Raw genomic sequence first — 26,618 nt, 5'->3', positions numbered from 1 at the left:
TTTCTTAGTAAAGACCAAATTTACCTTCAGTACTTGTTCTGTAAAGTACTCGCATGTTATCATCTTTATCATAGAATACTTTAAATACAGCATCACTTCCTTTAAGGTCATTTAATGCCTCTTCAATATCCATTGGTTTATAAGAAACCAATCGTACAGGCACGATTTCGTTTTCAAATTTATCCAACTCATTTGCGATTGCATCTTCCACTTCTACCGCTTCAACTTCAGTCAATTTTGTTGCTTTGTGTCCAGTGATTTTATCATGATGTCTTCTTAGAACTTTAGATACTCTGTCTACTGCAATATCAACCGCAGAATACAAATCTTTATCTTTTTGTTTTACAACAATTGTATCTAAATGTGCTACATTTAACGTGAACTCAAAAACAAATACAGGTTTACTATTTCTCTCTTCTTTACTGATGATTGAATTTACTGAAATAATATCTAAATTATATTTTTTAAAAATATCTACTGAGCTATTTACATAATCTTTGATAGCATCTGTTAGTTCTATGTGTCTTCCTACAATACTTGTATTCATAACATACTCCTTCTTCTTTATATTTATTCTTAATTCTAACATATGTATTATAAATTTATGGGCAGATTATAGGGTTTTAGTCTATTATTTTTATAAGTTAGTTTTTTTGAGAAAAAAGAAGTTCAAAACGACATAAAAGCAGATTTGCTTTTATGTTTGCTCACATTAAACCAGAATCTCTCGATTCCCTTTTATATTGGCTTCAGAAAGGATCCCTGTTTTCTCAAGCTGTTCCACAATCGTGGCAGCTCGGTTGTATCCAATTCGCAACTTTCTTTGAAGGTAACTGATAGAGCTTTTTTGATCCATAATCACAATCTGTTTTGCCTCTTCATAGAGTTCATCCAACTCTCCCATATCACCTTCAAATTCACCAGCAAGCGCTGATTCTTCTTTTTGTTTGACAAATTGCATATCATACTCAACTTCGCGTTGGTCTTTTAAGAACTCTACGACTTTTTCAATCTCAATTTCTGTGCTCCAAGGAGCATGTACACGTACGAGTCCTGACATACCAGGAGGGGTAAAAAGCATATCTCCACGACCAAGCAATGATTCAGCGCCCATAGAGTCTAAAATGATTTTAGAATCGACTTTTTGCCCTACTTTATACGAAACACGACTTGGTAAGTTTGCTTTAATCAGACCCGTTACAACATCCACAGATGGTCGTTGCGTTGCAACGATTAGGTGAATACCACTTGCTCGTGCCATTTGTGCAAGCCTAGCAATAGAAAGCTCAACCTCTTTACCACTGGTCATCATCAAGTCTGCCAACTCATCAATAATCACAACAATATAAGGGAATGGTTCATACCCATTTTTTTTTGCTTTTTCATTATAGTTTTCGATGTTTTTTGTTTTTGTTTGAGACATCAACGTGTATCGTCTCTCCATTTCAGAAACCATGTTTGATAACGCATTTATGGCTTCAGTAGGTTTTGTAATAACAGGCGTTAAAAGATGTGGGATATCATTGTACATTGAAAATTCCAACATCTTAGGATCAATCATAATCAGTTTTAAATTATCCGGAGAATTCTTATATAAAAGTGATAAAATCATTGAGTTTAACCCCACAGACTTTCCACTTCCAGTTGTCCCTGCAATCAATAAATGAGGTAATCTCTTAAGATCCGTAATAAAGGGTTTACCCACAATATCTTTTCCTAAAATCATCGTTAAAGGTGATTTTGCATTTTGAAAAATTTCACTCTCTAAAAGCTCTTTGATATAGATAACTTGTGGGTCATCATTAGGAACTTCAATTCCCACCACATCTTTACCAGGAATGGGTGCTTGAATACGTATGGTTTGCGCTTTTAAAGCCATGGCCAAGTCATCTTGCAAGTTTAAAATTTTAGAGACTTTAACATTGGGAGCTGGTTTAAACTCAAATGTTGTTACAATAGGTCCTGTATAGGTTCGTACCACATCCCCTTCAATTTTAAACATCATCAGTTTTTCAAGTAAATCAGCAATCTTATTATCAATAAAAGCTTCGTTTACTTTTGTTTTTGACTCTTTAGGTGCTTCTTGAAAAAACTCTGTGGGAGGCAGTTTAAAATCTTTTGGTTTTTCCCCTTCACCCAGTTCAATTTCATCCAATAATTTTTTATTCTCTTCAAGTTCATCTACAATGAGTGCATGAGGTGTCTCTTCTTTAGCCAGAAGTGTTGTTTCATCAACCAGTTCAGCCTCTTCAAACTCAACCGTATTTTTACTATTTGTTTCAGTTTTTTTGAATTCAATATCAGCTTCATTATCCTCTTCAATTGATATTTCAGCGGTGTCTCCGACTTCTTTAACGGTCACTTTCTCTTTTTTATGTTCTTTGGCTGGTGCTTCTTTTTTTTTCATAAAACCATTTTGCACGCTTGTTTTCTCTTTGGGTTTATAAGTAATCAGATTTTTCAAATTTGAGCTGAGTTCTTCTCTTTTATGTTCTAAAAAAACCGTCAAAAAAATGGCCAAACCAATGATCATAAAAATCCATAACCCCGCATCTCCAATAAAAGGGCTTAACTCTTTTACGATACTGTTTCCAATAATACCTGCTGTTGAGTCTTTTAAAATCAAAGCTTGGAAAATAATCAAAGAGACAAAAGCAGTCACAAGGGTTAACAAACGAAGCGTTAAATCTAAACCATCCGTTTTTGAAAAATTGAGTTTGTAAATCACATAAACAAAAATAAAAAGATAAATATATGCCAAGTATCCTAAGTAGCTGTGTGAAGTATGAGCAAACACATAACCTATTTTTCCAACACTGGCTTTGTCCAACGCAAAAATTGCAAACTCTAAATAAACAATGATAAAAGCAATGATCAATGAAATAATTTTATTCAATCTGTATAATCCTCTATTTTAATAACTTGGCAATTCGACCTTGCAGTTTCAACCAAACTCGATGTTCCATCAAAGGGAAACCTGCCCACTGCTTTTTAGGCTCACTAATGGTTTTTGTTACCCCACCTCGTGCAGCAATCGTTGTAAATGGAGCAATTTCTAAATGCCCTGCTGTGGCACTTTGTCCACCCATAATAACATATTCGTGCAGTGTTGTAGAACCAGACAAGCCTACTTGTCCTGTTAGAATACATCCATCTTTTAAAATACAGTTATGTGCAATATGCACCAAGTTATCAATTCTTACACCATTTCCAATGATGGTTGAATTAAACGCCGCTCTGTCAATAGAAGTGTTTGAACCTAACTCAACATCATTTCCAATGACCACATTTCCATTTTGATAAATTTTTATATATTTACCCTCTTTTGTGTGAGCAAATCCAAACCCATCTGAACCTATCACAGTCCCTGCATGAATGATACAATCATTTCCAATAGTGCAATCTCGGTATACGGTTACATTTGGGTAAATAAGTGTATTATCACCAATGTGAACATTATCAGCAATGTACGCTCCTGACATAATCGTACAGTTCTTTCCAATCACACTGTCTTTACCCACATAAACATGTGGCATGATAGTTGTATTTTCACCAATTTCTGGCTCTTTACCTTCTGTTTCAACCACATTGGGTGCAAAAAGTTTTGAAGCATACGCCAGTTTTAAGTACGGTTCTGGTGTAATCAGTGCAATGCAGTTTTTAGGAACCAAGTGTGCTAACTCTTGTGTTACAAGAACAGCTCCTGCATTGGTTTTTTCTAATTCATGAGTATATTTTTTATTCTCTAAAAAGCTAATTTGAGAAGATGTTGCATCTTGAAGTGTGTTTAATCCTGTGATTTCAATATCTGAAGTGTGTTGAGACTCAATATTTAAATAGTTTATGAATTCTTGAAGTGTCAATGAGTATCCTTATAAAAAAAATGGCCTTTATATGGCAGTATTCTACCAAATAAAGGCCTTTAAAAGCAATTAAAACGGTTTTGTGTCAATTAAACCTATCGCTCCATTGCAACCACGCCACTTCGAACAATCTCGAGTGGTTGGAACTTTTGCATAACCGTGATAAAATTAGCAACTCTACTTGGAGAATCTGTTGCTGATACAAAAATAGCATCTTCAGTTACGTTTTGAATGGATCCATGATATGCCCGTGCAATGACATCGATATTACTGATATCTTGGTCAATTGGGAACTTAATCAATACCGTATCTTTCTCAATCATATTTTGATGTTCATTTACTTTTAAAACAGGAATAAGTTTATTTAACTGCTTTACAATTTGATCAATAATTCGTCTGTCCCCATTCGTTACAATGGTAATTCTTGAATATTCACTTTGAGGAATAGGAGCCACGGTTAAAGAGTCAATATTGTACCCTCGTGCAGAAAAAAGCCCTACAATTCGTGAGAGCACATTATCCTCATTTAATACAATAACCGAAACAACCCTTCTGATCTCTTCACTGTCATAATAGTGGTTAAAATTATTCATTACTCATCTCCTAAAAGTGTCATTTCATTTAATGCATGTCCGTTTGGAACCATTGGTAAAACATTTTCTAATCTGTCAACAATAACTTCAATCATACACACTTTTTTGCTCTCAACAGCATCTTTAAGTGCAATTTTAAAGTCCTCTTTTGTATGTACTTTGTACCCTCTTCCACCAAATGCTTCAACCAATTTTGTGAAGTCTGGTTGGATTGATAAATCAGTTTCCGACAATCGGTTTTCATAAAACAGCGTTTGCCACTGTCGTACCATTCCAAGGTAGTTATTATTTAATACGATGTTAATAACCGGTAACTCATACTCTGTACACGTTAGTAACTCTTGAATGTTCATTAAAATTGAACCATCTCCTGTGAAGTTAACACTGACTTTATCTTTCATACCTCGCGCAACACCCATGGCTGCAGGAAGTCCAAATCCCATTGTTCCTAATCCACCACTGGTGATAAACTGTCTTGGATATGAAAAGGGATAGAATTGTGCTGCCCACATTTGGTGCTGTCCAACGTCTGTTGAAACAACTGCTCTGTTTCCTAAGATGTGACCAACCTCTTCAATAACCCATTGAGGTTTAATCGCTCCATCTTCACTCTCGTTGTATCTTAAAGGCTCTTTTTGTTGATACTCTGTAAGCTCTTTGACCCATGATGTATAATCAATGAGTTCAATCTCTTTAAGCGCTTCTAACATGCTCTCTAATACATTTTTCAAATCCCCTACAATGGGGAAATCTGGTTTAACCAATTTATCAATGGATGCTGGGTCAATGTCAATATGAATAACCTGTGCACCTTTAGCAAACTCATCTAATCGTCCTGTTACCCTGTCATCAAATCGTGCACCCAACGAGATTAAAAGGTCTGTTTCATATGCTGCCATATTTGCTGCATACTCTCCGTGCATTCCCAACATTCCAAAAAGAAGGGGATTATCATGCCCCATTACACCTCGTGCCATCAATGTCTCAACAGCTGGAATGTTGCATCGTTTAGCCAACTCTCTGATTTCATGGGCACAGTTTGATAAAACAGCCCCTCCACCAATATAAATCAATGGTTTTTTAGACTTTTTAAGAGCATCCAATGCTTTTTTAAGCTGTTTTTTGTTCCCTTTCGTTGTTGGTTTATACGTTGGTAAATAGACCTCTTTTGGGTATACAAAATCTGCTTCATTAATCGTTGCATCTTTTGGAATATCAATGTGTACTGGACCTGGTCGTCCTGTACTTGCAATATGAAATGCCTCTTTAAAAACTCTTGGTAAATCCTTAACATCTTTTACTAAATAGTTATGTTTTGTACATGGTCGTGAAATACCTACAGCGTCAATCTCTTGGAAACCATCGGTACCAATAATTTGTGTTGGTACTTGTCCTGAGATAACAACCATTGGAATTGAGTCCATGTATGCTGTTGCTAAACCTGTAACTGCATTTGTAAAACCTGGACCACTTGTTACTATTGCAACTCCAACTTTTCCTGTAGCTCGTGCATATCCATCTGCAGCGTGGATTGCTGCTTGCTCATGTCGTGTTAAAATATGTTGAAAATGGTTTTGTTTATAGATTTCATCGTAGACATTCATTATAGCGCCACCTGGGTAACCAAAGACGACTTCCGTACCCTCTTTATGTAAAGATTCGATCACAATTTTTGCGCCTGTCATTTTCATAATAATATCTCCGTAATTAAAATAGATTGCATTTTACAAAAATGTAAATTAATTCATCTTTAATATAAGAAAATTAAATAGTTTGTTTTATATTTGTTTTATTCTTATTTAAATATAATCATTAAGAAACATTTCATTCAAGGGGTTTTTAGATGGATGTAAACAGCATCAATGGTCAAAACAGTGTCAACAACAATTTAGGCCCACTCTCTCAACAATCTTCAACGGGTGTACAATCCAATCAAGCCATTAGAGAAAATGAAAAAGATGCTACAAATGTCTTAATCAATGACATCGATAAAGGAAACCGAAACGCTTTTTCCTATGCATTAACCAGTCTGAATGAAGGCATTGCAACCACTAAAATCACACAACAAGCATTGGATAAACAAAACAGTGATTTAAAACAAATTGCATCACGCCTTGAAACCATCAAAGATAACAAAACCTCACAAGAAGAGAAAATACAACTCAAAGATGAAATTCAATCTCTGCTTCAATCGTTTGATCAAACAGCAAATCAAACACGATTTAATAATAAATCTCTTCTCAATCAAGAAGATGAATACATCAATATTGTAACCAGTAATGCAAGCTTCTCTATCGAACTTCCCAATACAGCGAATATTTCAAAAGAGATTGTAAGTGCCTTTAATAACAATGACATTACAAATGAGTTTGGGAATGAAGTTTTTGCTACGTCATTAAGCCAAAACAGCCAACGTCTTACCAATGCCTCAAAAGAGATACAAAATATTGAAAAAAACATCGAGACTGTTGCAAGAGATGCCATTGAAGAGCAACTGCAAGCTGTTAACAACTATGCCAGCACCAATGATATCAACTTTGGAAAAGAGAGTGCAGATTTCACCAAAACAAATGTCGTAGCTCAAATGGGATATTTGGTCTCTTCTCAAGCCAATATTGCACAAGAGCAAAGTGTGCGATTATTGTCGTAAACAATAATCGATCGCTACCCCCTCTCTTAAACCATCATCAAACACAATACTTTCGTTTTGCCCCAAAGCTTCAAACATGGTTTGAAAAATTAAAATTCCCACTTCAATAAACTCAACTCGTCCTTTTCCTACAAGTTCAGTAAGCTCCTCAAAAGGTTTATTTTTAAACATTGTTAATACATCTTTTAAATCATCACGATTGACAATCGTGCCATTGACTAAATCTCGGTCATAAGCATAGGCATCAAGACCTAATTTCACTGCAGCAACTGTTGTGGGAGTGCCTGCCGTTGAGATAAAAGTAAACTCCCCTAAATTCTCTTTTGTTTGTTGTAAATAGTTTACAATACTCTTCTTTTGTTCATTTAATTCTTCTTTAACCGCTTCGATGGAGGTATATTTTTGTGTTAAAGTTACGATACCAAAAGAAAAACTTTGTGCATGCACCTTACCATGATTATAGATAATCACTTCTGTAGATCCCCCACCAATATCTAAAACAATAAACTTTTCACTCTTTAAGCCCTCTCTTTTAAGCGCATACTCTATGGCTAAAAGGGTCAAACGCGCCTCTTCATTTGCTTCAATGATTTTGAAGTTTATACTCGTTTGTTCTCGGAAGTTCTTAAGTACTTCTTGATTATTACTAGCATATCTCATAGCAGCAGTCGTAACCGCAATGGCATCTTTTGGGTGAAAGTCAAGTTGTTTTGAAGCCGTTTTAATGGCATTGATCACACGTTCTTGTGCTTCTGGTGAGATTTTTCCCGTATCCACTAAGCCATCAGCCATACCAACAACTTCATGATAATCATTGAGAATTTTGTTGTTTGAGAAATCGTAGTTTACGACACGAAATGAATTGGATCCTAAATCAATGGCAGTGACAAAATCAGACATGTGAATTATGGATGTCTGATTTTTACTTTTGAATTGAGCAGATATCCAATGATTACCATCGAAATAAGCACAGCATATTCATGCACAAAACCTGTTAACCAAATGATATAAACCACCCACAGTAAGATTGCTCCTAAAGGCGTAGGCACACCTGTAAAATATTGTTCTACTTCACCGACATCAGCATTGATATTAAACTGAATCAATCGTCGAAGACCAGAGATGATATAATAGATAAATACAAAAATAATAAAAACAGTATTGAGTTCTAACTCTTTGCCATCAATAACTGCAAAGTAGATGAAAAGAGAGGGAACAATCACAAATGAAAGAAAATCTGCATAAGAATCAAGTTGAACTCCAAACTGAGTAGAGAGGTTATATTTACGTGCGAGTTTACCGTCCATGATATCAAATGCTCCGCCCAACCAAGCAAACAACGCCGCTCCGAAAAATTCGCCATGCGTTAAAAAATACAGTGCAAAAATACCTGAAGCAATATTTGAAAACGTAGCTAAATTCGCTAAATTGAAATGACTCTCTTTATTAAACAAAAATCCCATTGAGTTCCTTTAATCCATTTTGCGAAATTATATCCAAAATATCTTGAATTTAAAAGCTCATTTTGCGACTTTTCATTTTCATTTGGCTTTAAATATTTTTAAGGTATACTCGCGGTTTAGACTCAAAGGGTTATAGTTGATAAACATTAAAGAGACATTGATTGGTTCAAGCTTTAAAAATAATATTTTATCTCCGATAGTATTATGTTTTGTATTGATTCCTGAAGCCGTACTTTTTTCAATTATTGCTGGGGTTTCCCCATTAATTGGTATTTATACTGTAATTATCTTAAGTTTGATCACTGCAATCTTGGGTGGAAAAGCGGGGCTTATTTCAGGTCCAAGTGCAGCCATTGCTATCATTATTGCGGCACTGAGTTATAAAATCAAAGAGAGTATTCCAGACCCTTTTTTATATAAACTTTTACACAACCAAGAACTCTCCACTTATATTTTTCAACACATTTTAGTCGCAACCATTTTTGCAGGATTATTTCAACTTCTTATTGGTATTTTTAAATTAGGTAAATATATTCGGCTTGTACCTCAATACATGATATTTGGTTTTGTAAATGGTTTGGCCATTCTAATCATCACAACTCAATTATATCTGCTTAAAGGAGAAAGTTACACATTTTACGCACTCTTTGCAGGAACCATTTTTATCCTTTACTACTTCTCAAAATACTCAAAATATATTCCTGTAACACTGATTGCGCTTGTTATCATCAGTTCAATCAGTTACTTTTTTAATTTGGACACAAAAAAAGTGGGCGATATTGTCAATTTAAGTGTTGCCTTGCCACACTTCTACGTTCCTACCGTTCACCTTTCTAAAGAGACGCTGCTTATCATTGTACCGTACTCTTTACTCATTGCTGTTGTAGGGCTTTTACAATCACTTATTACCTTGTGTATGCTTGATGAGATGAGTCAAAAAAGAAGCCGAGACAATCAAGAGTGTATTGCACAAGGTGCAGGTAACATGGCATGCGGTTTTTTTGGTGCCATGGCAGGATCAGTCATGCTCAGCCAATCAATGATTAATTTTAAAAATGGTGCACAAGGTCGACTCTCAACCTTGCTTGTAAGTTTGATATTAATAAGTTTTATTCTCTATTTCTCTGCGTATGTTATGTACGTTCCATTGGCTGTTTTATTGGGAATTTTATTTATGGTCGCTTTAAATATTTTACAATGGCAAAACATGCATCGTATCAAATACATGAGCAAGTTAGAAAAATTTCTTTTAATTGCAATCACCCTTATTACGATTTTAACAGAGTTGCATATCGCTTTTTTAGTCTGTACCTTTACGGTTTTTATTTTCTATACCATGAGAAACCTGCACATCAGCGTTAAAGAGGATTTGAAAGAGTACCGTATTAAAACCTATGAGTTTAAAGGAGCCATTTGTTTTAACAATATTGATGAGTTTAAATCCCTGCTTTGCATTGAAAATGACCCGACTTATGTGATACTTGACTTTAAAAATGCCCGGATTGTTGACCAAGAAGCACTCGATGCACTTGATCAAATTGCCTTAGAATACAAAAAGAAAAAAGCACAATTGCGTATTCGATACTTAAGCCCAGATTGTAAACAAAACCTTACAACAGCAAAAGCCTATTGTGAATATAATGAAGATGAACCTCAATACAAAGTGGCGCTGGATCTTTAAAGTACCGCTGCTAAACTCAAAGTACTTATAAGCAACACAACCACACCCCATCGATACATCATCTGTTTAACCATAGAACTGTTTTTTTTCATATACACCGGACAAAAGAAAAAGCCCAAAAGCAGTAAAACAGCACTGATAAACTTAGCAAAAAGCAACCCACTCCAAGCAGTGTTAAAAAACAATACACCGCCACTTATAATCAAACAAACAGAGAGTAAAAGCATCGGATATTTGACATTTTTATAAAAAATTTCACGTCGTTTTTTTTCAATAAAAAGTCGTATGTATGCACGGTCAATTACGATATACAAAGTAAAAAGTACCGCACAAATAAGATGTATATTTTTCATAAATAAAATCATAAATTATTATAGTCTAAAAAACTATAATACTAATTTATAAAGCTAAAGTATTTTTTAAGAACATATGTTAAAATTAAGAAAAGTCTATGAAAGGAGAGCAACTTATATGTGGGTCAATAGATATGCATCATCCAGTGTCATTTATGCAAAACTGGCAGAAAAGTATGCTCAACTGGATAAAATAGACAATCAAGAACGTACAGGCAACTTCAATAAAGTCGACAGAGTTGAACTCTCAACGGCACCTGCACAATATGACGAACAAGATTATCATCGAGTTTTAAATAAATTTCAACAAAAAGACAACGAAACTCGTGCACACGAACAAGCACATGCAGCCAATGGGCCAACAGCTTCAGGAATTGTCTACAACTACCAAATGGGACCTGATGGAAAACTGTATGCCGTAGGTGGTCATGTACGCATGGACACTTCTATGCCTAAAGACCCCCAAGCAGCCAGTTATAAGTTGGGGCAACTTCAACGAGCTGCCAGTTCCCCCAATGAACTCAGTGGTGCTGATGCACAAATTGCCCGTACTGCAAACTTAAATAAGATGTTATTACACTCTTTAGGAGAATCCAATGCAAGTTAATTCAAATATCAGTTCATTAACCGCCATGAAAAATGAGGAGTTAAGACTCAACGAATCAGCGCAAGTCATAGCAGAAGTAGCAAACAGTGTGGGTGATCCACAAAACCAAGAGGTCACTCAAGATTTAGTTGATGCCATTGTTGAGCAAATACCTACTGTTATAGCCTATGAAGCAAATGCTAAAGCAATTGACACCATCAATGCCGTTACGGCTCGACTTTTAGATATTAAGGCATAAGATGGATAAAATCAAAGTGGTTTGTCCCTCTTGTAACAGTGTGAACTTTATTCCTAAAAAAGAGCACTATGCAAAAGCCAATTGTGGAAAATGCAAAGCTTCACTGCTTGAAACAAGCCCCATTGAACTTACAGCAACAACATTTGATACACATGTGGTCAACAGTGATATCCCTGTGATTGTTGATTTTTGGGCTTCATGGTGTGGTCCATGTAAAATGATGGCACCTGTGTTTGAAAAAACGGCAGGTGCATTCCCTTTACAAGCGCGATTTGCGAAAGTCAATACCGAAAAAGAACAAAATCTTTCAAGTATATATGGTATTCGTTCTATTCCCACATTGATTGTTTTTAAAAATGGGAAAGAAGTAGAGCGTATTTCAGGTGCAATGGATGAACAAAATCTACGAAACCTTGTTCAGCGCTTCATCTAATTTTGTAAGCTCTTTCTCATTATAGACTTTAATTCCATTCTCTAAAAGCAGTCTTACCGCAACCCCACTTTGTTCAATGAGTGTGCCATCAAACGCTCCATTATAAATAAGATTATTCCCACACGAAGGTGATTTTGACTTCATTAAAGCCACTGTAATATTCTCTTGCAAACAAAGGGTTAAGAGTTTTTGTGCCCCTTTCTCAAAAGCATCGGTGACATCTTCATTATCAATAGTTTTTACTTTGATGGGATCAAAAGATTTGATTTCAGCTTTGGCTCTTGGAGTAGAAAGCCCTCCTTCAACTTCAGGACAAAAAGCAATCACTTCACATTTGGAGAGGATTTTGTCAAACAATTCTGAATGAATCTGATTGTTCCACCCATCATATTTAACATTTTGTCCTAAAAGACATGCAGAGACTAAAAGTTTCATTCTACGTCGTCTAAAAACTCTTTTTGAAAGAAAGTGGAAGTTTGCACGTTATTAAAAGCAGCCTTCATCGAAATAAACATCTGAGGGTTCTCCTCCTCCATCTGAGCCAAGAGTTTTTTCGTTGCTTCTCTGGCGTGAGGCATTTTTATATCAAATCGCATTGCAGGACACGCTTCATCTCCAATGACATTCAATTCATTGCTTTGAGCGAATGCTCGCAGTTGTCGTTCTCTACAAAAAATCAATGGTCGAATTACAGTTAAACCATTTTCTGCTTTATATTGAGGAGGCATTGAACGAAGTGCGCCATTGTACAAAAAGTTCATAAAAAATGATTCCATGGCATCATCTAGATGATGTCCTAAGGCCAATTTATTGTACCCTTGTTCCAGTGCGGTACTGTAAAGATACCCTCTTCTCATTCGAGAGAAAAACGAACAAAACGATGAATTTTTTCTGATTTTTTCACCCGCAAGTTCAAAAATTTCAGTATCTATAATCTCATGTTCAATAGCATGCTCTTTACAATGATCAGCTAAAAATTGTACTTGCTCACCCATTCCATACGTAACCGTTACGGCTTTAAACTCAAAGTTATAGGGTGCTACTTTTTTCAGATGATTCAGCGCATGTATAAGTGTCGTAGAGTCTTTTCCACCACTGAAACCAACAAGAACGCGGTCTCCCTCTTTGATCAATCCATACTCTGCATTTGTTTTTCCAACCAGTTTCGAAATTTTTTTACTTAATTCAATCAATGCTCTTTGTCCTAAAATTTTTTTGCGATTATATCAAAAACTGTTCAAAAAACAAAATAGGTTTAATGAAGTACCACTTCAAAACTGATAATACCTTCATCTTCTAAAAGTTTAATACCTACTCTTTCATATAAAAATTCAAAACTATGAGCCAACTCTTCAAACACTTTTACACTCACCCAAGCATCAGGATAAAGCTCCCTCATATTATGCAAGTGCGTATTCATTTGTTGCCATGTTTTAAAGAAAAATGACTTTTCCAGTTCAACCGCATTGTGGTCATTTAATGCTTCAATATTTAAATTTAATCCTTGCACATATCCAATCAAATATGCTGCATTTTTTACAAGTGCTTCTATTTGCAGATTTAAAGATTTTGTGAGTTTATCAATATCTTTATTGGTTCGAAATGCCAATATCTCATTGCGTGCATTTTCACGAAGATGGTGAATGTTTTCTATCAATGAATTAAAAAGAATTGAAGGAATATCTGAATGAACAGCACTCTCCGAAGAGATATAGTTACAAATGTATTCACTCCAACAAATCATGGCCAAAGGATACGTAATTTTTCGTTTTCCATAATAATCATGAGAACGCATCTCTTGGGGGAAGGCATCAATTTTTTTATTGTTATCATGAATATGCACCATTTCATGATGAAAAATATGTATGGCATCTTCATATAAAACCAAAGATTCACCGTCGTGTTTGTGATTGAGACATCGAACAAAATCGTTGCGCAATACCAACACCATCTCAAAATCATTGCTGTGAGGCAGAATGACCACCTTGGCATACGAGCGATTTTTACTCAAATAGGTTCCTTGAAAATCCTTATTAAGTTCGTTGGTCAAACGCTTAACTTCATTATCCAAATCAGTGGTCACAATAATCTTAGATAAGCGTCGTAAATCCAAATTAAAATAACTTTTAATGAGCTTTTGAATATTCTCTAAAATGATTAAAGACTCAACCTCCGTTAAACCATCGACATGTACATCAATATTTGCTAACACAAATGTCCTTTTTGCTGCTCTGTTTTTATTCCATATTTATGTGAAAGACTATAGTATCGTTGTTCTTTGAAATAGTTTCTTAATTCAACTCTTCCGTCCAAATTTACTGGCTTTATGAGCAGACTCATATAAATTTCTTCTATGGGTTCAATGTTTGAAGTAGACAAAACTCTATCATAAACTTTAAGTTCAATCCCAGCTTTTAAATCCTCTTCAATCAAATCTTCCTCTTTTTTAAAAAGAGTTGAGCGATGTTGAACACAAAACATTCGAAGCTTTTCATTATTTCCACAATAGATTGAAAACTCAATACCTACTACTCTGCAAGCAATCATTCGAGACAATAACGATTTAATATCATCTTTGTCACTGAACACCAGCAGTATACGATTTAGCTTTATATAACGTATCACACTTTTTTCTATTTGAAAATGTCTGAATTCATGCTCTTGATGAAATATTGTTTGATACGCCTGTTCATAAGAGCATGCCACTGCTTTTAACTCATCTTTAAAAAAAGGTGTCAGATAAATCAAGTCATCTAGGAGTGTTTGAGTTTTTTTAACTTCAGTGCTCTGTCTCTGTAAAGCGTTAACATGTGTAAAAAAACCAAAATAGTGCAAACACTCAAAGGACTCTTTGGGCAAGTAAAAGTCAATATGATTGAACATGTCATACAGCGTGTATTTACTCTCACACTCTAACGTTTTATTAACATACAAGTGCGAATTTAGACATCTTTTAGAGAAATATTCAATCTCTTCTTCATCCAAACTTTCAATACTCGCACTCATATACGTGGGATTAGTGTTAATCAAATCAACCGCTTCATAAACGTCATTAACACAGATACTCTCTATTTGTTTATTGTTATAAAGAATATTCTTATCTTTGATGTTCTTACTGTTGGTCAATCGCTGTAAAAACTTCTCATCATGGTACACATCCTTTTGTAAAAGCAATATAATGCTTCCCCAATAGTCCAAACAGTTTTTTAATGAACTGTTAAAAATGGTACGTATGGCCAACTCTTTATTGGATATGTCTGAAATATAAAAAACTTTTTTCATTCGTTTATTTTTTTGAATAACATAATCCACTGCGGTATGCTCTTTGATCATGCTATAGAGACAAAAAAAGCGTTTTGTTAAGCGTTGACTTTGAGTAAACAGTCTGTCAAGATGCGCTAAAAGAGAAGCGATGTGTCTATTTCCTTCAAGAATAACAGTATGTTCAAACATCAAAACAGAGACCAAAAGAGTGATGATGTCATTAAATGCAAAGCTCTCATCAATGATGATTTTATAGTGTTTTGAAACCACATTGAACTCAAACTCTTCACCATACACTTTTAAAGCATTTATAAAAAGATGTAATACATCAATAGCTAAACTGATCTCTTTGTCATTGGTGACCACATCTTTTTTCAAAGCAAACACAACCTCTTTTCGGTGATTTGCAATATTGACAATGAGTTCTTCTAACCAATCGATTTTTTGTTGAATATCAAGTTTTAAAGAAACCCCTTGTATTGTTTCAAATTCAATAGTTTGTTCGTTATTTTTAAGAGATTCATTCCCCTCATTATACTGTTGCAAAGCACTATTAAGCCATGTTCTGTTGTGAGCAACTCTGAAGTCCGTCACTGGTTCATTTTCGCATAAGAAGTGCTCTTCTTCTAGGTTCAATTCATCTGTTTGTAATGAGCGTAAAAACTGTTTTTTATACTCAACCCAATTATCTGAATCAACTTGCAAACGATACGCATGGGAGAGGAAACTGCACGAAGAGGTCAAATCATGTATGCGTTTGACTAAAAACCTTATTGCATTGGAAAAATCATCACGCAACAATACTGATGAATAGGTTATGACCTCTTTGCTTTGGTTTTGTATTGCAATTTTCAAAGACTCATTGATTCCTTCATACATCTCAAAACCTAAACGTTCGAGTTGTCTCTTTTGTTTGGCAAAACAGTAGATATATGCCAAGTCAAAAATATTGTGTGTGGCAATATGAACATCACAAAGTTCACAAAATTGTTCCTCAATCAGTCTTCTTGCCATTTTTTTAAACTGAGTGTCGGTATGTATTTTATTTTCAAATGTTGCTAAAGGCAATGGTTTTAATACACAAGAAGTATACTCTTTTTGTAAACTCCCTCCTTTAACCAAACGTATGATAATTTTTTCACCTTTTTTTTCATGACGTTTTTCCATCCATAAAATAAGATTTTCTAAGATCTCTAGAGCTACTTTTAAATAAGCTTGCAAAGTGATACCTGCTTTAAAATTTTTAAACTCCTCTTTATTGAGAAGTTGTTTAAAACTCTCAATAATAATAGGCAGTGTGGTAGACTCTTCCATCTCAATAAATACAAGCTTATTGCACCCATTAACTGTATATTTTTGTGCTTGTCTAAAAATAAGAGTTAATTTATGCACAATACGTTCAACACTGCCATCAAAATCGGTTAAGTCCATCATAGAATCAATACTGGAAATCTTAACAGAGATGGCTTTTACATAAGGGTTTCCCAACTCTCGTATGTAATTTTCTATGGCTCTTTGCGCCTCCAATTCATTCATTGTCAAGCCATGCATAAGATTAATCGTTGTTTTCACCTCTTGATAATCTTTGCGTTCTAAAAATTCATCAAGTTGAGATTCATATACCAACAGTTTTTTGACTTCATTTTTAATGTACTCTTGAAAAAAAGGGACAGAAACATCAGGAATATTTTTTGTGGAGTGTTGAAACAAAAACAGAAGTGCTTTTTGTGTTTTTGTAAAAAAATCAGCTATACCATACTTTTCAATTAAGTAATCAAGAACATGAGCAATACGTTTATTGCTTTTTGTTGCAAAAATAACTTCCAGTAACTCAATAAGAAATATCTTATCTTGGGGATACTTTTGAATACTATTCATGATGGAATAAAACTCTTGATCAAACTCCAAGTGGAGTCGATTGGCCTGATGTTGCCAAGATGAAGCCAAAGCAATTGTTTCGTTAATGAGTTCATCATCATAATGCATGAAAAATCCTTGCACAGTTTTAAAAATAATGAACAACTATACTACACAAACATAGCATCAACATAGGTTTTAATAATTTTAGAAGAAATCTCTAAAAAGAGTTGAAAAATCAACTCTTTTTATCATTGAATATTGGGCAGATCTTTCGCTTTTAAATTAGGTCTTCTTGAAGCTTTTCCCGGAGGGTAATTGGTCTCTAAATAGGTCAAAATTGTATCTTCCTGTTTAGGGTCTAACTCCCACAGTCCTTGCGTTTTTTGCATCCAACGAATCATCGAAAGCCATGTATCTCTGTCACCTCGTTGCAAAATTATAAACTTTGCACTGTGGCAAACCGTACACGTGGCTTTCACCTCTTCCATTCCAGGAGCAACAATCAAACCGCTCTGTTTATCTATCTCTGCAGCTTGCACAGAGAAAACCAGACTTAAACTCAGAAGCCCTGCTTTTATAAATGTTGTCATGCTGGCTCCTTTTATACTACTTGCACGGCAATTCTGTGACAAGCGTTATTTAAGTATCCTCTTGGGTTCCAACCCGGTAAAATGGTTGGTTGTTTTTTACCTGTACTGTCAGTTGCTCGTGCCCAAACCTCATAATAACCTGTTTTAGGAAATTTCACACTCGCTTCCCATGTTTGCCACGCTAAACGATTAAGTGGTTTATTCAACTTTTTCACTTTTTTCCATGTGGCACCAAAATCAATAGATACTTCCATGTTGGTTACTTCAAGCTCCCCAGCCCACGCTTTACCGTTGAATGAAAACTTTTTATCTATGGAGTGTGTAACGCCAGATTTTGGATAAGTAATCAATGATTTTACAGGCATTGATTCAATGATACACATGTCTTCATTCGGCACTTTTGTTCCCGGAGCTACTGGGTTACAAGGTACTCGATATGATTGACCTGTCATTTTTGGTCCATCATGCACTTGATTTCGAATTACAATTTTTTTCAACCATTTACCTGAAACGGATGCAGGCCAACCAGCCATAACTAATCGTAACGGATATCCATTGTAATAAGGGATATCTTCTCCTTCATAAGCCCAAGCCAACAGTGACTCTTCTTGCAGTGCTTTACTTATAGGTGCCCCACGAGAAATAACCACTTTTTTAGGGTCTCCACTTAAGTGTGTATCGGCACCATAATATCCAATATAAACCGCATCGTCTTTAACGCCGCACGCTTGTAAGACATCTTTGAGTCTGACACCTGTCCATCGACCACAAGCAATCGCACCTGTTGTCCATTGGTTTCCTTTTGCTGGTGGGTTATACTCACTTCGACCATTACCTCCACACTCTAACTGTAAAGCATAAGTATAGTGTTTAAATTTTTTCTTTAATTCTTTTACAGTAAAGGTGGTTGGATTTTCACAACTTTCACCTGCAATTTCCAATGTCCAATTCTCAGCATCAATGGTCTCCATTTTTGGTGGGATACCATTATTTCTGATAAAAAAATGTTTTGCAGGGGTAAACTCATCATTTAATAAATGGGGAGGAGTCTCAGCATTCACTGGTCGATCATTGAGATAGACTAAACCATCTTTCCCAGGAATCGCAAAAGGTTTTTCACTGTTTGCTAATGCTGCAGGAATCAATCCATTGGGCATATTCGATGCAAAAGGGATATTTGAACCAACAACCGCTGCCATTGCCATTAAAGAACTCTTCTTTAAAAATCCTCTTCGTGATGACTCTTCATATTCACGTCCAAAAAGTTCTAAATCTGCTTTTTGTGCGTCAAGTTGGTATGCTTCATGAATTCCAATCTCTCTGTTTCTCTTGCTCATACTCATTCTCCTATATCAAGATTTAGTGTATATCTACACTATTCTACTATTATGTCACAAGATAATCACAAAGAGTGTAAAATTTATGTAAAAATTCATACTTTATGAATACATCACTTTTCTTCACTCTCTATGAAGTTTTTATATCTGACATTTTTGAAAGAAAACATTAAAAATTATCTGCTAATATTACAAGTATATTTAGGAGCATACTATGAGAAATTTTATCCCTTTTAAAGAATCAATCAACAAAATTGATGATGTAACTTTAACCCTATTTCCTACTAAAAAATCTTTTATTTCAGAGGCATTAAACTCCATCTTGGCAGAAGATATTATTGCTGTTGAGAATTCACCTGCATACCCTACTTCAGGGATGGATGGATATGCCATAAAAGCAACAGATCAGGAACTTAAACAATTGACTATTACCGATAAAAATCCAGCAGGAAGTGTGACCGACTCAATTGTAACAACAGGTACTTGTATCAAAACCTTTACAGGCTCGCTGATGCCTCAAGGAAGTGATACGCTTATACCTATTGAAAACGTCACAGTTAATGGAGATACTATTACCATAAATGAAAGTGTTCCTACTGGTTTTGCTGTACGTGAAATCGGAGAAAACTACCGAGAGAATGAAGTTTTAATCAAAAAAGGCACTAAAATTGGTTTTGCTCACATTGGAGTATTGGCTTCATTAAACATTCCACAAGTAAAAATCTATGCCAACCCAACAGTCGCAATTGCAAGCACAGGAAGTGAAGTATTGGATTTAGGAGAAGTTCAAAGCAACCAAGCTCAAATACGAAGTTCCAACCACTTAACCATTGAAGCTTTAGCGAAAAAAGCAGGCGCACATACCATTCAAATGGGTACAGTCAAAGATGACATTGATTCTATTACACAACTGCTTGAAGAGGGACTTTCCCAAGCCAATATTGTGGTTACAACAGGCGGTGTGAGTGTGGGTGATTATGATTTTGTTCAAGATGTCGTCAAAACCCGACTCAATGCAACCGTACTCTTTCATGGCGTGAGTATGAAACCAGGAATGCATGTCTTGGTTGCTATAAAAGAGGGAAAATTTATCATTGCACTGCCTGGTTTTGCCTACTCATCAACGGTATGTGCGATTATATATATGCTGCATACCATTTATAAATTCAGAAACGGTAAGGAAACTCTCAAAATTATGCAAGCAAAAATTCGTCATGACTTTCCTAAAAAAGCCAATAAAACCATTTTTTCAGCGTGTAATGTCAGCTATGAAAATGGTGAATATATGGTTGATTTTGAAGGCAAAAAGAGTGGTACGAGTGCGATTTTAACCAACATGCTGGGGAACACGGCATTGCTTATACAAGAAGAAAACAGCCAAGATATTCAAGCAGGACAAAGTGTCGATATTATTTTATTAGACCATTTATAAAAGAAGAAAAATGAATGTTCAAATCACGACATCAAAAGAAGATACCCTTAAATCTTAAGCAGTGGCTTGCTCTTTAAGCATCATAATAAAGTGATTAATTAACACCGTATCCAGATGATTTCGCATCTCTTTTTTCATCATAATGAGTGTTTCAAATGTACTTTTAGGGTCATTATAACTTCGATTGGTAGTAATGGCATCAAATACATCACACATCCCAATAATCTTAGCATAGATATGAATCTCTTTACTCTTTAAACCATCAGGATAGCCCGTACCATCAAGTTTCTCATGGTGAGAACGTACACCTGCTAAAATATTTTTATTTTTAATACCCAAAAGTTTTAAAATATTCCAACCGTGCACAGGATGTTCTTTGACTTTTTTAAACTCATCTTCGCTGAGTTTCCCCTCTTTGTATAAGATTGCTTCATCAATTTTACTTTTTCCAATATCGTGTAACAGTGCGGCAATACCAAGCTCTTCAAGTTGGTCTTTTCCCATACCTAAATGTCGCCCTAAACTTACAGCATACACACATACATTGAGTGAATGAGTATGTGTATAATAGTCATAAACCAAAACAGAAAGAAACGAAGAGCTTCCAAAATCTTTTGAAAGTACGGTTGAGACAAGCCCAGAAACGCTTGATTTAGCAACTTTATAGTTTGTCATGGATTCTGGGTTTTGAAAGAGTTTGTGTACATTTTCACTGATATGATTGTACAGTGGCAACATTTTTTGAGGCGCGATACCTTTATTCGAAAATGTTTTATAAAGCAAATCATAGTGTTGCTTTTCATCTTCGTGCACATATAAATCATACTCTTGTATCTCATTGTCGTAAAGTTCTTGAACAATGGGCATGTGCTTGTGCAGCATCAAGGTTGGTTTTTCGCCTTCATCTTTTTTATACAAATCAAACGTTAAAACAGAGTTCAGCGTAATCACAATTTTATCAATCAGATAATATTTATGTCCTACTTCAGTCACAGACATCCTTCTTCCTTTGAGGGGTTACATCTGTTTTATTATAACAACAATAGAATTAATTATCACCAAATTGTCATATTGAAGTATAAAAGATTGTTATTTTTAAAACAAAAAGAAACATTTTAAAGTAAGAGAAAAAATACTCTTACTTTGAACAACAACTTTGAGTGCTTATCTTTTTTTGGTCACTGCAACACAAAGAGGCTTCCTCTTTTGAATTTGTAGAACAACATGAGTCACTTGACGTACCAGAAGAGCAACAACCGCTGCTGTTTTGAGAGAATTTATCTTTCAGAAGGTGATAAACAATTAAAACAAGCATTAAAAGAGATGCAACCGAATAGATAATAGAACTGCTCTCATGTTCATGTGAGATATTAAGGATCTCTAAGTTGCCAAAGAACGTATCAAACCCATATCCAAAAATCAGTGCCATCACCGCAATCGTTATGGTATATACAAACAATGACGTACGCCCCAACATTTTATAAATCACACTCATGGTCACAGCACTTGTGGCTGGACCTGCCGTTAAAAATACAAACGCGGCACCTGCACTCATACCTTGAAGCATCAATGCTGCAGCAATAGGCAGTGAAGCCGTTGCACACGTATACAGGGGCATGGCCACAATTAAAATTACAAAATAGGTCAAGATTTCATTGTCAAAAAGCAGTTTAGCATACTCTTGAGGTAAAAAGGTGGTAAATGCTGCACCTAAAATAAGCCCTATTAACAATGATTTTGCCATATCTGAAAAGAGCGTGCCATAGCCATACTTTAAAGCTGCAACCAATGAGAAACTCTTTTTACCTTCACTGCCACAACAACTTGAAGCAGATGAACTGCATCCACAACTTGAATTCTCTTCTTCTTTTTGTATCGGAGCTTGAACACCAAAACCTGTGATACTGAACTCAGCAGATGCAGTAAAGCTTGGTGTGATTGTTTCCTCTTTTTTAGGTTTGTTCTCAATAAAGTTTTGTAAAAGCCCTACTACAATAGCAATGACAACGGAACTGGCGACTCTAAAAACAGTGAATACAAGTCCAAAAAAAGAGAACGTAGCCAAAATAGAATCCACTCCTGTAATGGGTGTAGAAATCAAAAAACTCTGCACAGCACCCTTACTCGCACCCTCTTTTTTCAACCCTTGTGCAAGTGGTATGACTGAACATGAACATACAGGCAATGGTATTCCAAAAAGTGTGGCTTTAATCACAGAAGTCGTTGAGTCTTTTCCCAAATGAGAAGCCACAAAATCATCGGGAATCAACTGTTTTAAAATCCCTGCAATTAAAAGTCCCACCATCACATAGATGCTCATAGCATCCAACAGTTTTAAAAAATTGTTTGCAAATTCAAATAAAAATTCCATATATTACTCTTCTAATAGGTTTTGCCCTATTTGTTTGTTGGGTTTTACGCCCATTTGTTTAAACTCTTCAACTTTTGAAACGACATTGCCTTTTCCACTGCTTAATCGGTTCATTGAAGTATCATACGCCTCTTGTGCTTTTTCAATGCTTTTACCCACGGTTTGGAAGCTCTCTAAAAACAGCACAAACTTGTCGTACAAGTTCCCTGCTTTTTCAGCAATTTTTTGGGCATTTTCATTTTGATACTCAAACTTCCAGATGTTTTCAATGGTTCTAAGCGTTACAAAGAGTGTAGAAGGTGAGACAATCATGATGTTGTTATCAAAAGCGGTTTTAAAAAGATTTCCATTTTGTGAGGCTGCCAGTAAAAATGCCCCTTCAATGGGGACAAACATCAACACAAAGTCTAAACTTCGCAATTCTTTGATATCTTCATATCGTTTGGCACTTAATCCTTTGATATGTGCCATAAATGATCTCTCTAGCTCTTTTTTAGCCTCTTCTTGTTCCTGTTTTGTTTCGGCATTTACATGTTGCACATAGGCATTGAGTGAGACTTTAGAGTCAATGATGATGTCTTTGTTCTCTGGCAAGTGTAAAATCACATCCGGACGAAGCCGTTTATTGTTATCATCCGTGTATGAGTTTTGTATGGTGTACTCTTTATCTTTTCGAAGACCACTTTGCTCTAAAATGCTCTCTAAAATCATCTCACCCCAATCTCCTTGGGTTTTATTCTCCCCTTTTAAGGCTTTGGTTAAATTAATGGCATCTTGAGAGATTTTTTGATTAAGTTCTTTTAAGTTCTTTATTTCTGTTAAGAGAGAACTTCTTTGTTTCGTCTCTTCATTATAAACTTCATTGACTCGTGTCGTAAATGAGTTTAACTGCTCTTTAAGAGGTTTTAACATCAAGTTAAGATTTTGATTCGATTTTTGTGTGTTTTCATGAAAGAGTTTATTCACCAAGTTTTCAAATTCACTTTGCATGCTCTCTTTTGACTCTTCAATCAAACGGCTCTTTTCATTGAAATGAGCTTGCTCATTTTGAAGCTTGTCATTGAGTGATTCAAGCTTTAAATTGGCTTCATTCTCTAGGTTTGATACAATGAGTTGGTGCCGTTGTTTTAATACTAAATAAACAACAACCGCACCTACAAGCAAACCGCCACAAAATATCGCTGTCTCTATCATACTTCTTCTTTCACATAATCACTTTGCAATGCCATGTCATTGAGTCGTTCACTGCTTGGCTCAAATCCTAACTCTTTAAGTCTCTCAACCAATGGTGGGTGAGAGTAATAAAAGAAGATATACAACGGATGAGAGAGTGGAAATGACTTGTTTTCATTAGCAAGCTTTAAAAGTGCAGTGACTAAGTCCTCTTTGGTTTGTAAGTTTGATCCAAACTCATCAGCAGCATATTCGTTGTGTCGACTGATACTTGAAATCAGTGGTATTAAGAAAAATGAGAAAATTGGAGAGAACATTAAAAACACCGTGATAATGGCATACGGTTCATTGTTGATATGAAGTCCTAAGAACATCTCTTCACTTAAGTTCCCAAATATTGCAAAGAATATGAACATCACAAATCCCATGATGCCAATGTTTTTAAGAATGTCTCCATTTTTAAAGTGCCCCAATTCATGTCCTAAAACAGCTAAAAGTTCATTGTGTGAAAGTTTTTCTACCAGTGTATCAAAAAGCACTACTCGTTTGGTGCTTCCCAAACCACCAAAATAGGCATTTAACCGGTTGTCTCGCTTACTGGCATCCACACTGAAGACTCCACTGCTTTTAAACCCAACTTGTGTGAGTAAGTTATTGATTTTACTCTCTAACTCTTTGTCTTTGAGTGGTTCAAACTTATCAAACATCTTATCTCTGATAACCGGATAGAGCATATTGATTAAAATAATCACCGCAAAAATAAATGCAAATCCCCAAATCCACCACATAGGTAAGTTTTCAATAATCACAGCAATCACAGCAATCACAGCAGATCCAAAGAGTAAAAACAGAACTCCTGTTTTAATCGTATCTTTGATGTACAGTGCTGGTGTCATGTTTGAAAAACCGTACTTTTTATCAAGTTTAAACGTCGAGTGCAAACTAAAAGGCAGCCCTAAGAGCCAATTGATAATGATAAACGCATCCACAAAGATAATCGCTTTTAACCACCCCTGCTCTACTTGAATGAGTGCATCTAAAGTTTGAAGTCCAAAGCCAATCCATGCAAAGAAAATCACAAACTCATAAAAAGCAGAGGCCATTGCTATTCGCTCTTTTTCTATAGAGTAGTTCCCAGCTTCCTCATACTTAGTTGAATCCAAAATAACAGCTGGTTGTATTTTGGCTTTTTGTACAAAACTGATTTGCATAAATGATGTGTACACCGTGAAGACAAAAAACAGACAATATCCTAAAATAAATAGTTCTAACACGTTTTCTAATCCTTTAAATTTTTTAAAAATTCTGTAAATGGTTTGACCACTTCTTCTTGTGAAGTGACGTAAATGACCTCATAGTTTTCATCAAACGACTCTTTGGTCCAATTGGAACTTCCAAACAGAACCGTTTGTCTATCAAACAAAGCCAACTTAGTATGCAGTTTTGCATCTTTGATACGCACTACCTTGATACCTTTGTCTTTTAAATACTCATACTCACTCTTGTCATCTTTTGTTTTTTGGGCATCTAAAAAAACTTTGACCTCTACCCCACTTTTATGTGCTTTAACCAAAGCTTTGGCAAAACGATTGAGTGAAAAGTTATACATTGCAATTTCTATGCTCTTATTGGCATTTTCTATTAAATGCTCAATGCGTTTCTCAGCCTTTTTAGCATCATTGGGTAAAAAGTAAAGTCTATCATCTGCATGTAAACAAAGAGTTAATAAAAGCGTTATAAGTGCCGCTTTTAAAGTTGTTTTAATTCTCATCAAAGACACTCAAAAGTTCTTGTGGGATACGTGTTGGTTTCATATCTTTTAAAAATACAACCGTTACAAGCATTTTAAACAGATGCTCTTCGCCTCTGTAGATGTTTTGCTCCATTATCAAAGAGGTATTTTTCATCTTCACTAAGCTTGTAGTTACTTCCAGTTCATCTGCAAACTTTGCAGGTTGGATATAGTCAGCTTCGATTTTTTTGACTACAAAGAACTCTGTGTCATTATGTGGGCTTAAACCTTTTGAGAAAAAAAGGTTACTTCTTGCACGTTCGCAAAAGTTTAAATAGTTTGAGTGATAGACGACGCCACCGCAATCTGTATCTTCATAATAGACTTGTATTTTCAAAAAAAACCTTTATTATATTTTTTCTTTTACTTTATTTACATAATTTACATATTGTGCATATAAATTTTCATTAAACTTTGTTATCTGATTATTAATTGTTTGATATGCCAACTTATTATCTTTATAGATGATAGTGGTAATTACATTTTTTTTCTTTTCATCAAACCATTCATTATCACCTAATTCTTGAGCTATTTCTTGAGTATAATAAAAAGGTCGATTATATTTTTGTTTAATCTCAATTAATTTAAAAATTCTATTTTCCTTAATAAATAATTCTACTTCAAGTTTTCCTCTTTCCCAGCATTGAATGATATTTACTTTTTTTAATTTATTATCCATATCAAATAGATATTCGATTAAACCACCTTCTGTACTTTCAGAAGAAATATCTTCCACTTTATAAAGTTTTAATTTCTGTTTCACATCAATAGAATTTGACAATAAATTTAATTTGATTAATACTAATGAAAAAAGAATTTTCTCTATAAATCTTCTTCTATTTTCAATCATGAAGTTAATTCCTTTATATACATTTGATTGTAACTAAATAAGCATAAATAGAGAATTAAAATGATAGT

The 26,618-nt window shown here is 35.0% G+C and carries 27 protein-coding genes; 6 read left to right on the top strand and 21 right to left on the bottom strand.

Annotated elements, in window-relative coordinates:
* Positions 1-4 precede the first annotated feature (4 nt).
* The 5 genes from hpf to CRV04_RS04110 form a co-directional block, all read right to left on the bottom strand.
* Positions 5-547, bottom strand: coding sequence for a ribosome hibernation-promoting factor, HPF/YfiA family (gene hpf / locus CRV04_RS04130; RefSeq protein WP_128995547.1), 543 nt, complete (start codon positions 545-547; stop codon positions 5-7).
* A gap of 165 nt (positions 548-712) precedes the next feature.
* Positions 713-2,896, bottom strand: coding sequence for a DNA translocase FtsK (locus tag CRV04_RS04125; protein WP_128995546.1), 2,184 nt, complete (start codon positions 2,894-2,896; stop codon positions 713-715).
* Positions 2,897-2,909: 13 nt separating this feature from the next.
* Entirely contained in the window at positions 2,910-3,863 is a 954-nt protein-coding gene (gene lpxD / locus CRV04_RS04120) for a UDP-3-O-(3-hydroxymyristoyl)glucosamine N-acyltransferase (RefSeq protein ID WP_128995545.1), read from the bottom strand.
* A gap of 95 nt (positions 3,864-3,958) precedes the next feature.
* A complete protein-coding gene (ilvN, locus tag CRV04_RS04115) occupies positions 3,959-4,456 on the bottom strand; it encodes an acetolactate synthase small subunit (RefSeq protein WP_128995544.1) in 498 nt (165 codons plus the stop codon).
* Complete coding sequence (locus CRV04_RS04110; protein WP_128995543.1) at positions 4,456-6,147, bottom strand: acetolactate synthase large subunit; 1,692 nt, start codon at positions 6,145-6,147, stop codon at positions 4,456-4,458. The genes ilvN and CRV04_RS04110 overlap by 1 nt, the downstream gene beginning before the upstream one ends.
* A 152-nt stretch (positions 6,148-6,299) precedes the next feature.
* Between CRV04_RS04110 and CRV04_RS04105 the strand changes: the two genes are divergently transcribed.
* Positions 6,300-7,106, top strand: a complete 807-nt coding sequence (locus tag CRV04_RS04105) for a flagellin family protein (RefSeq protein ID WP_128995542.1) — start codon at positions 6,300-6,302, stop codon at positions 7,104-7,106.
* On the opposite strand, the gene CRV04_RS04100 is transcribed toward CRV04_RS04105, so the two are convergent.
* Positions 7,095-8,006 carry a Ppx/GppA phosphatase family protein gene (locus CRV04_RS04100; RefSeq protein WP_228126468.1) on the bottom strand — a complete coding sequence of 304 codons (912 nt, stop codon included), beginning with the start codon at positions 8,004-8,006 and terminating at the stop codon, positions 7,095-7,097. The two genes, CRV04_RS04105 and CRV04_RS04100, sit on opposite strands and share 12 nt — an antisense overlap.
* A gap of 5 nt (positions 8,007-8,011) precedes the next feature.
* A complete protein-coding gene (locus tag CRV04_RS04095; RefSeq protein ID WP_128995540.1) occupies positions 8,012-8,569 on the bottom strand; it encodes a CDP-alcohol phosphatidyltransferase family protein in 558 nt (185 codons plus the stop codon).
* Between the two features lie 136 nt (positions 8,570-8,705).
* On the opposite strand from CRV04_RS04095, the gene CRV04_RS04090 reads away from it, so the two are divergent.
* Positions 8,706-10,250, top strand: a complete 1,545-nt coding sequence (locus tag CRV04_RS04090; protein WP_128995539.1) for a SulP family inorganic anion transporter — start codon at positions 8,706-8,708, stop codon at positions 10,248-10,250.
* On the opposite strand, the gene CRV04_RS04085 is transcribed toward CRV04_RS04090, so the two are convergent.
* Positions 10,247-10,603 (bottom strand): hypothetical protein, encoded by a 357-nt coding sequence (locus CRV04_RS04085; protein WP_128995538.1) that lies wholly within the window; start codon positions 10,601-10,603, stop codon positions 10,247-10,249. The two genes, CRV04_RS04090 and CRV04_RS04085, sit on opposite strands and share 4 nt — an antisense overlap.
* A 118-nt stretch (positions 10,604-10,721) precedes the next feature.
* Here CRV04_RS04085 and CRV04_RS04080 point away from each other — a divergent pair, with 118 nt between their 5' ends.
* The 3 genes from CRV04_RS04080 to trxC are packed head-to-tail and all read left to right on the top strand — an operon-like array spanning position 10,722 to position 11,881.
* Entirely contained in the window at positions 10,722-11,210 is a 489-nt protein-coding gene (locus CRV04_RS04080; RefSeq protein WP_128995537.1) for a putative metalloprotease CJM1_0395 family protein, read from the top strand.
* The gene (locus CRV04_RS04075) at positions 11,200-11,448 is read left to right on the top strand and encodes a hypothetical protein (protein ID WP_128995536.1); all 249 of its coding nucleotides are present in this window, start codon (positions 11,200-11,202) and stop codon (positions 11,446-11,448) included. The genes CRV04_RS04080 and CRV04_RS04075 overlap by 11 nt, the downstream gene beginning before the upstream one ends.
* A 10-nt stretch (positions 11,449-11,458) precedes the next feature.
* Positions 11,459-11,881, top strand: a complete 423-nt coding sequence (gene trxC / locus CRV04_RS04070) for a thioredoxin TrxC (protein WP_128995695.1) — start codon at positions 11,459-11,461, stop codon at positions 11,879-11,881.
* Here the strand turns inward: trxC and CRV04_RS04065 are convergent.
* The 6 genes from CRV04_RS04065 to CRV04_RS04040 form a co-directional block, all read right to left on the bottom strand.
* Complete coding sequence (locus CRV04_RS04065) at positions 11,852-12,316, bottom strand: 2-thiouracil desulfurase family protein (protein WP_128995535.1); 465 nt, start codon at positions 12,314-12,316, stop codon at positions 11,852-11,854. The genes trxC and CRV04_RS04065 overlap by 30 nt on opposite strands.
* Positions 12,313-13,074 (bottom strand): tRNA 2-thiocytidine biosynthesis TtcA family protein, encoded by a 762-nt coding sequence (locus tag CRV04_RS04060; protein WP_128995534.1) that lies wholly within the window; start codon positions 13,072-13,074, stop codon positions 12,313-12,315. The genes CRV04_RS04065 and CRV04_RS04060 overlap by 4 nt, the downstream gene beginning before the upstream one ends.
* 62 nt (positions 13,075-13,136) lie before the next feature.
* A complete protein-coding gene (locus tag CRV04_RS04055; RefSeq protein WP_128995533.1) occupies positions 13,137-14,093 on the bottom strand; it encodes a hypothetical protein in 957 nt (318 codons plus the stop codon).
* On the bottom strand, positions 14,087-17,131 hold the full coding sequence (locus CRV04_RS04050; RefSeq protein ID WP_128995532.1) for a proline dehydrogenase family protein: 3,045 nt from the start codon (positions 17,129-17,131) through the stop codon (positions 14,087-14,089). Before CRV04_RS04050 ends, CRV04_RS04055 begins: the two co-directional genes overlap by 7 nt.
* Before the next feature lie 122 nt (positions 17,132-17,253).
* Positions 17,254-17,595, bottom strand: coding sequence for a hypothetical protein (locus tag CRV04_RS04045; RefSeq protein WP_128995531.1), 342 nt, complete (start codon positions 17,593-17,595; stop codon positions 17,254-17,256).
* A gap of 11 nt (positions 17,596-17,606) precedes the next feature.
* Positions 17,607-18,932, bottom strand: coding sequence for a sulfite oxidase (locus tag CRV04_RS04040; RefSeq protein ID WP_128995530.1), 1,326 nt, complete (start codon positions 18,930-18,932; stop codon positions 17,607-17,609).
* 214 nt (positions 18,933-19,146) lie between these two features.
* On the opposite strand from CRV04_RS04040, the gene CRV04_RS04035 reads away from it, so the two are divergent.
* Complete coding sequence (locus CRV04_RS04035) at positions 19,147-20,364, top strand: molybdopterin molybdotransferase MoeA (protein WP_128995529.1); 1,218 nt, start codon at positions 19,147-19,149, stop codon at positions 20,362-20,364.
* 54 nt (positions 20,365-20,418) lie between these two features.
* On the opposite strand, the gene CRV04_RS04030 is transcribed toward CRV04_RS04035, so the two are convergent.
* The 7 genes from CRV04_RS04030 to CRV04_RS04000 all read right to left on the bottom strand — a co-directional run bounded on the left by CRV04_RS04030 (position 20,419) and on the right by CRV04_RS04000 (position 26,550).
* Positions 20,419-21,363 carry an HD-GYP domain-containing protein gene (locus CRV04_RS04030; RefSeq protein ID WP_128995528.1) on the bottom strand — a complete coding sequence of 315 codons (945 nt, stop codon included), beginning with the start codon at positions 21,361-21,363 and terminating at the stop codon, positions 20,419-20,421.
* Between the two features lie 139 nt (positions 21,364-21,502).
* The gene (locus CRV04_RS04025) at positions 21,503-22,735 is read right to left on the bottom strand and encodes an SO_0444 family Cu/Zn efflux transporter (protein WP_128995527.1); all 1,233 of its coding nucleotides are present in this window, start codon (positions 22,733-22,735) and stop codon (positions 21,503-21,505) included.
* A 3-nt stretch (positions 22,736-22,738) separates the two neighbouring features.
* Positions 22,739-23,929, bottom strand: coding sequence for a DNA recombination protein RmuC (locus tag CRV04_RS04020; protein WP_128995526.1), 1,191 nt, complete (start codon positions 23,927-23,929; stop codon positions 22,739-22,741).
* Positions 23,926-25,119: a M48 family metallopeptidase gene (locus CRV04_RS04015; RefSeq protein ID WP_419188588.1), complete on the bottom strand. Its 1,194-nt coding sequence runs from the start codon at positions 25,117-25,119 to the stop codon at positions 23,926-23,928. The genes CRV04_RS04020 and CRV04_RS04015 overlap by 4 nt, the downstream gene beginning before the upstream one ends.
* 68 nt (positions 25,120-25,187) lie before the next feature.
* Positions 25,188-25,679 (bottom strand): phospholipase D-like domain-containing protein, encoded by a 492-nt coding sequence (locus CRV04_RS04010; protein ID WP_128995524.1) that lies wholly within the window; start codon positions 25,677-25,679, stop codon positions 25,188-25,190.
* Entirely contained in the window at positions 25,669-26,037 is a 369-nt protein-coding gene (locus CRV04_RS04005; RefSeq protein ID WP_128995523.1) for a YbgC/FadM family acyl-CoA thioesterase, read from the bottom strand. The genes CRV04_RS04010 and CRV04_RS04005 overlap by 11 nt, the downstream gene beginning before the upstream one ends.
* Positions 26,038-26,049: 12 nt before the next feature.
* Positions 26,050-26,550 (bottom strand): hypothetical protein, encoded by a 501-nt coding sequence (locus CRV04_RS04000; RefSeq protein ID WP_128995522.1) that lies wholly within the window; start codon positions 26,548-26,550, stop codon positions 26,050-26,052.
* Positions 26,551-26,618 lie beyond the last annotated feature (68 nt).

It is taken from the genome of Candidatus Marinarcus aquaticus, from assembly GCF_004116335.1.
Classification (GTDB): Bacteria; Campylobacterota; Campylobacteria; order Campylobacterales; family Arcobacteraceae; genus Marinarcus; species Marinarcus aquaticus.
The sequence above is the reverse complement of the archived record's forward strand: the minus strand, read 5'-3'. Positions and strand labels throughout refer to the sequence as shown.

Bases quoted from the DNA above. Each gene is read 5' to 3' on its own strand.
- CRV04_RS04080 (WP_128995537.1), top strand. From the start codon at position 10,722: ATGTGGGTCAATAGATATGCATCATCCAGTGTCATTTATGCAAAACTG.
- CRV04_RS04095 (WP_128995540.1), bottom strand. From the start codon at position 8,569: ATGGGATTTTTGTTTAATAAAGAGAGTCATTTCAATTTAGCGAATTTA.
- CRV04_RS04045 (WP_128995531.1), bottom strand. From the start codon at position 17,595: ATGACAACATTTATAAAAGCAGGGCTTCTGAGTTTAAGTCTGGTTTTC.
- CRV04_RS04085 (WP_128995538.1), bottom strand. From the start codon at position 10,603: ATGAAAAATATACATCTTATTTGTGCGGTACTTTTTACTTTGTATATC.
- CRV04_RS04010 (WP_128995524.1), bottom strand. From the start codon at position 25,679: ATGAGAATTAAAACAACTTTAAAAGCGGCACTTATAACGCTTTTATTA.
- CRV04_RS04030 (WP_128995528.1), bottom strand. From the start codon at position 21,363: ATGTCTGTGACTGAAGTAGGACATAAATATTATCTGATTGATAAAATT.
- CRV04_RS04100 (WP_228126468.1), bottom strand. From the start codon at position 8,006: ATGTCTGATTTTGTCACTGCCATTGATTTAGGATCCAATTCATTTCGT.
- CRV04_RS04040 (WP_128995530.1), bottom strand. From the start codon at position 18,932: ATGAGCAAGAGAAACAGAGAGATTGGAATTCATGAAGCATACCAACTT.
- CRV04_RS04050 (WP_128995532.1), bottom strand. From the start codon at position 17,131: ATGCATTATGATGATGAACTCATTAACGAAACAATTGCTTTGGCTTCA.
- CRV04_RS04065 (WP_128995535.1), bottom strand. From the start codon at position 12,316: ATGAAACTTTTAGTCTCTGCATGTCTTTTAGGACAAAATGTTAAATAT.
- CRV04_RS04015 (WP_419188588.1), bottom strand. From the start codon at position 25,119: ATGCAAATCAGTTTTGTACAAAAAGCCAAAATACAACCAGCTGTTATT.
- CRV04_RS04110 (WP_128995543.1), bottom strand. From the start codon at position 6,147: ATGAAAATGACAGGCGCAAAAATTGTGATCGAATCTTTACATAAAGAG.
- CRV04_RS04035 (WP_128995529.1), top strand. From the start codon at position 19,147: ATGAGAAATTTTATCCCTTTTAAAGAATCAATCAACAAAATTGATGAT.
- hpf (WP_128995547.1), bottom strand. From the start codon at position 547: ATGAATACAAGTATTGTAGGAAGACACATAGAACTAACAGATGCTATC.
- CRV04_RS04020 (WP_128995526.1), bottom strand. From the start codon at position 23,929: ATGATAGAGACAGCGATATTTTGTGGCGGTTTGCTTGTAGGTGCGGTT.
- CRV04_RS04105 (WP_128995542.1), top strand. From the start codon at position 6,300: ATGGATGTAAACAGCATCAATGGTCAAAACAGTGTCAACAACAATTTA.
- CRV04_RS04075 (WP_128995536.1), top strand. From the start codon at position 11,200: ATGCAAGTTAATTCAAATATCAGTTCATTAACCGCCATGAAAAATGAG.
- CRV04_RS04000 (WP_128995522.1), bottom strand. From the start codon at position 26,550: ATGATTGAAAATAGAAGAAGATTTATAGAGAAAATTCTTTTTTCATTA.
- CRV04_RS04025 (WP_128995527.1), bottom strand. From the start codon at position 22,735: ATGGAATTTTTATTTGAATTTGCAAACAATTTTTTAAAACTGTTGGAT.
- ilvN (WP_128995544.1), bottom strand. From the start codon at position 4,456: ATGAATAATTTTAACCACTATTATGACAGTGAAGAGATCAGAAGGGTT.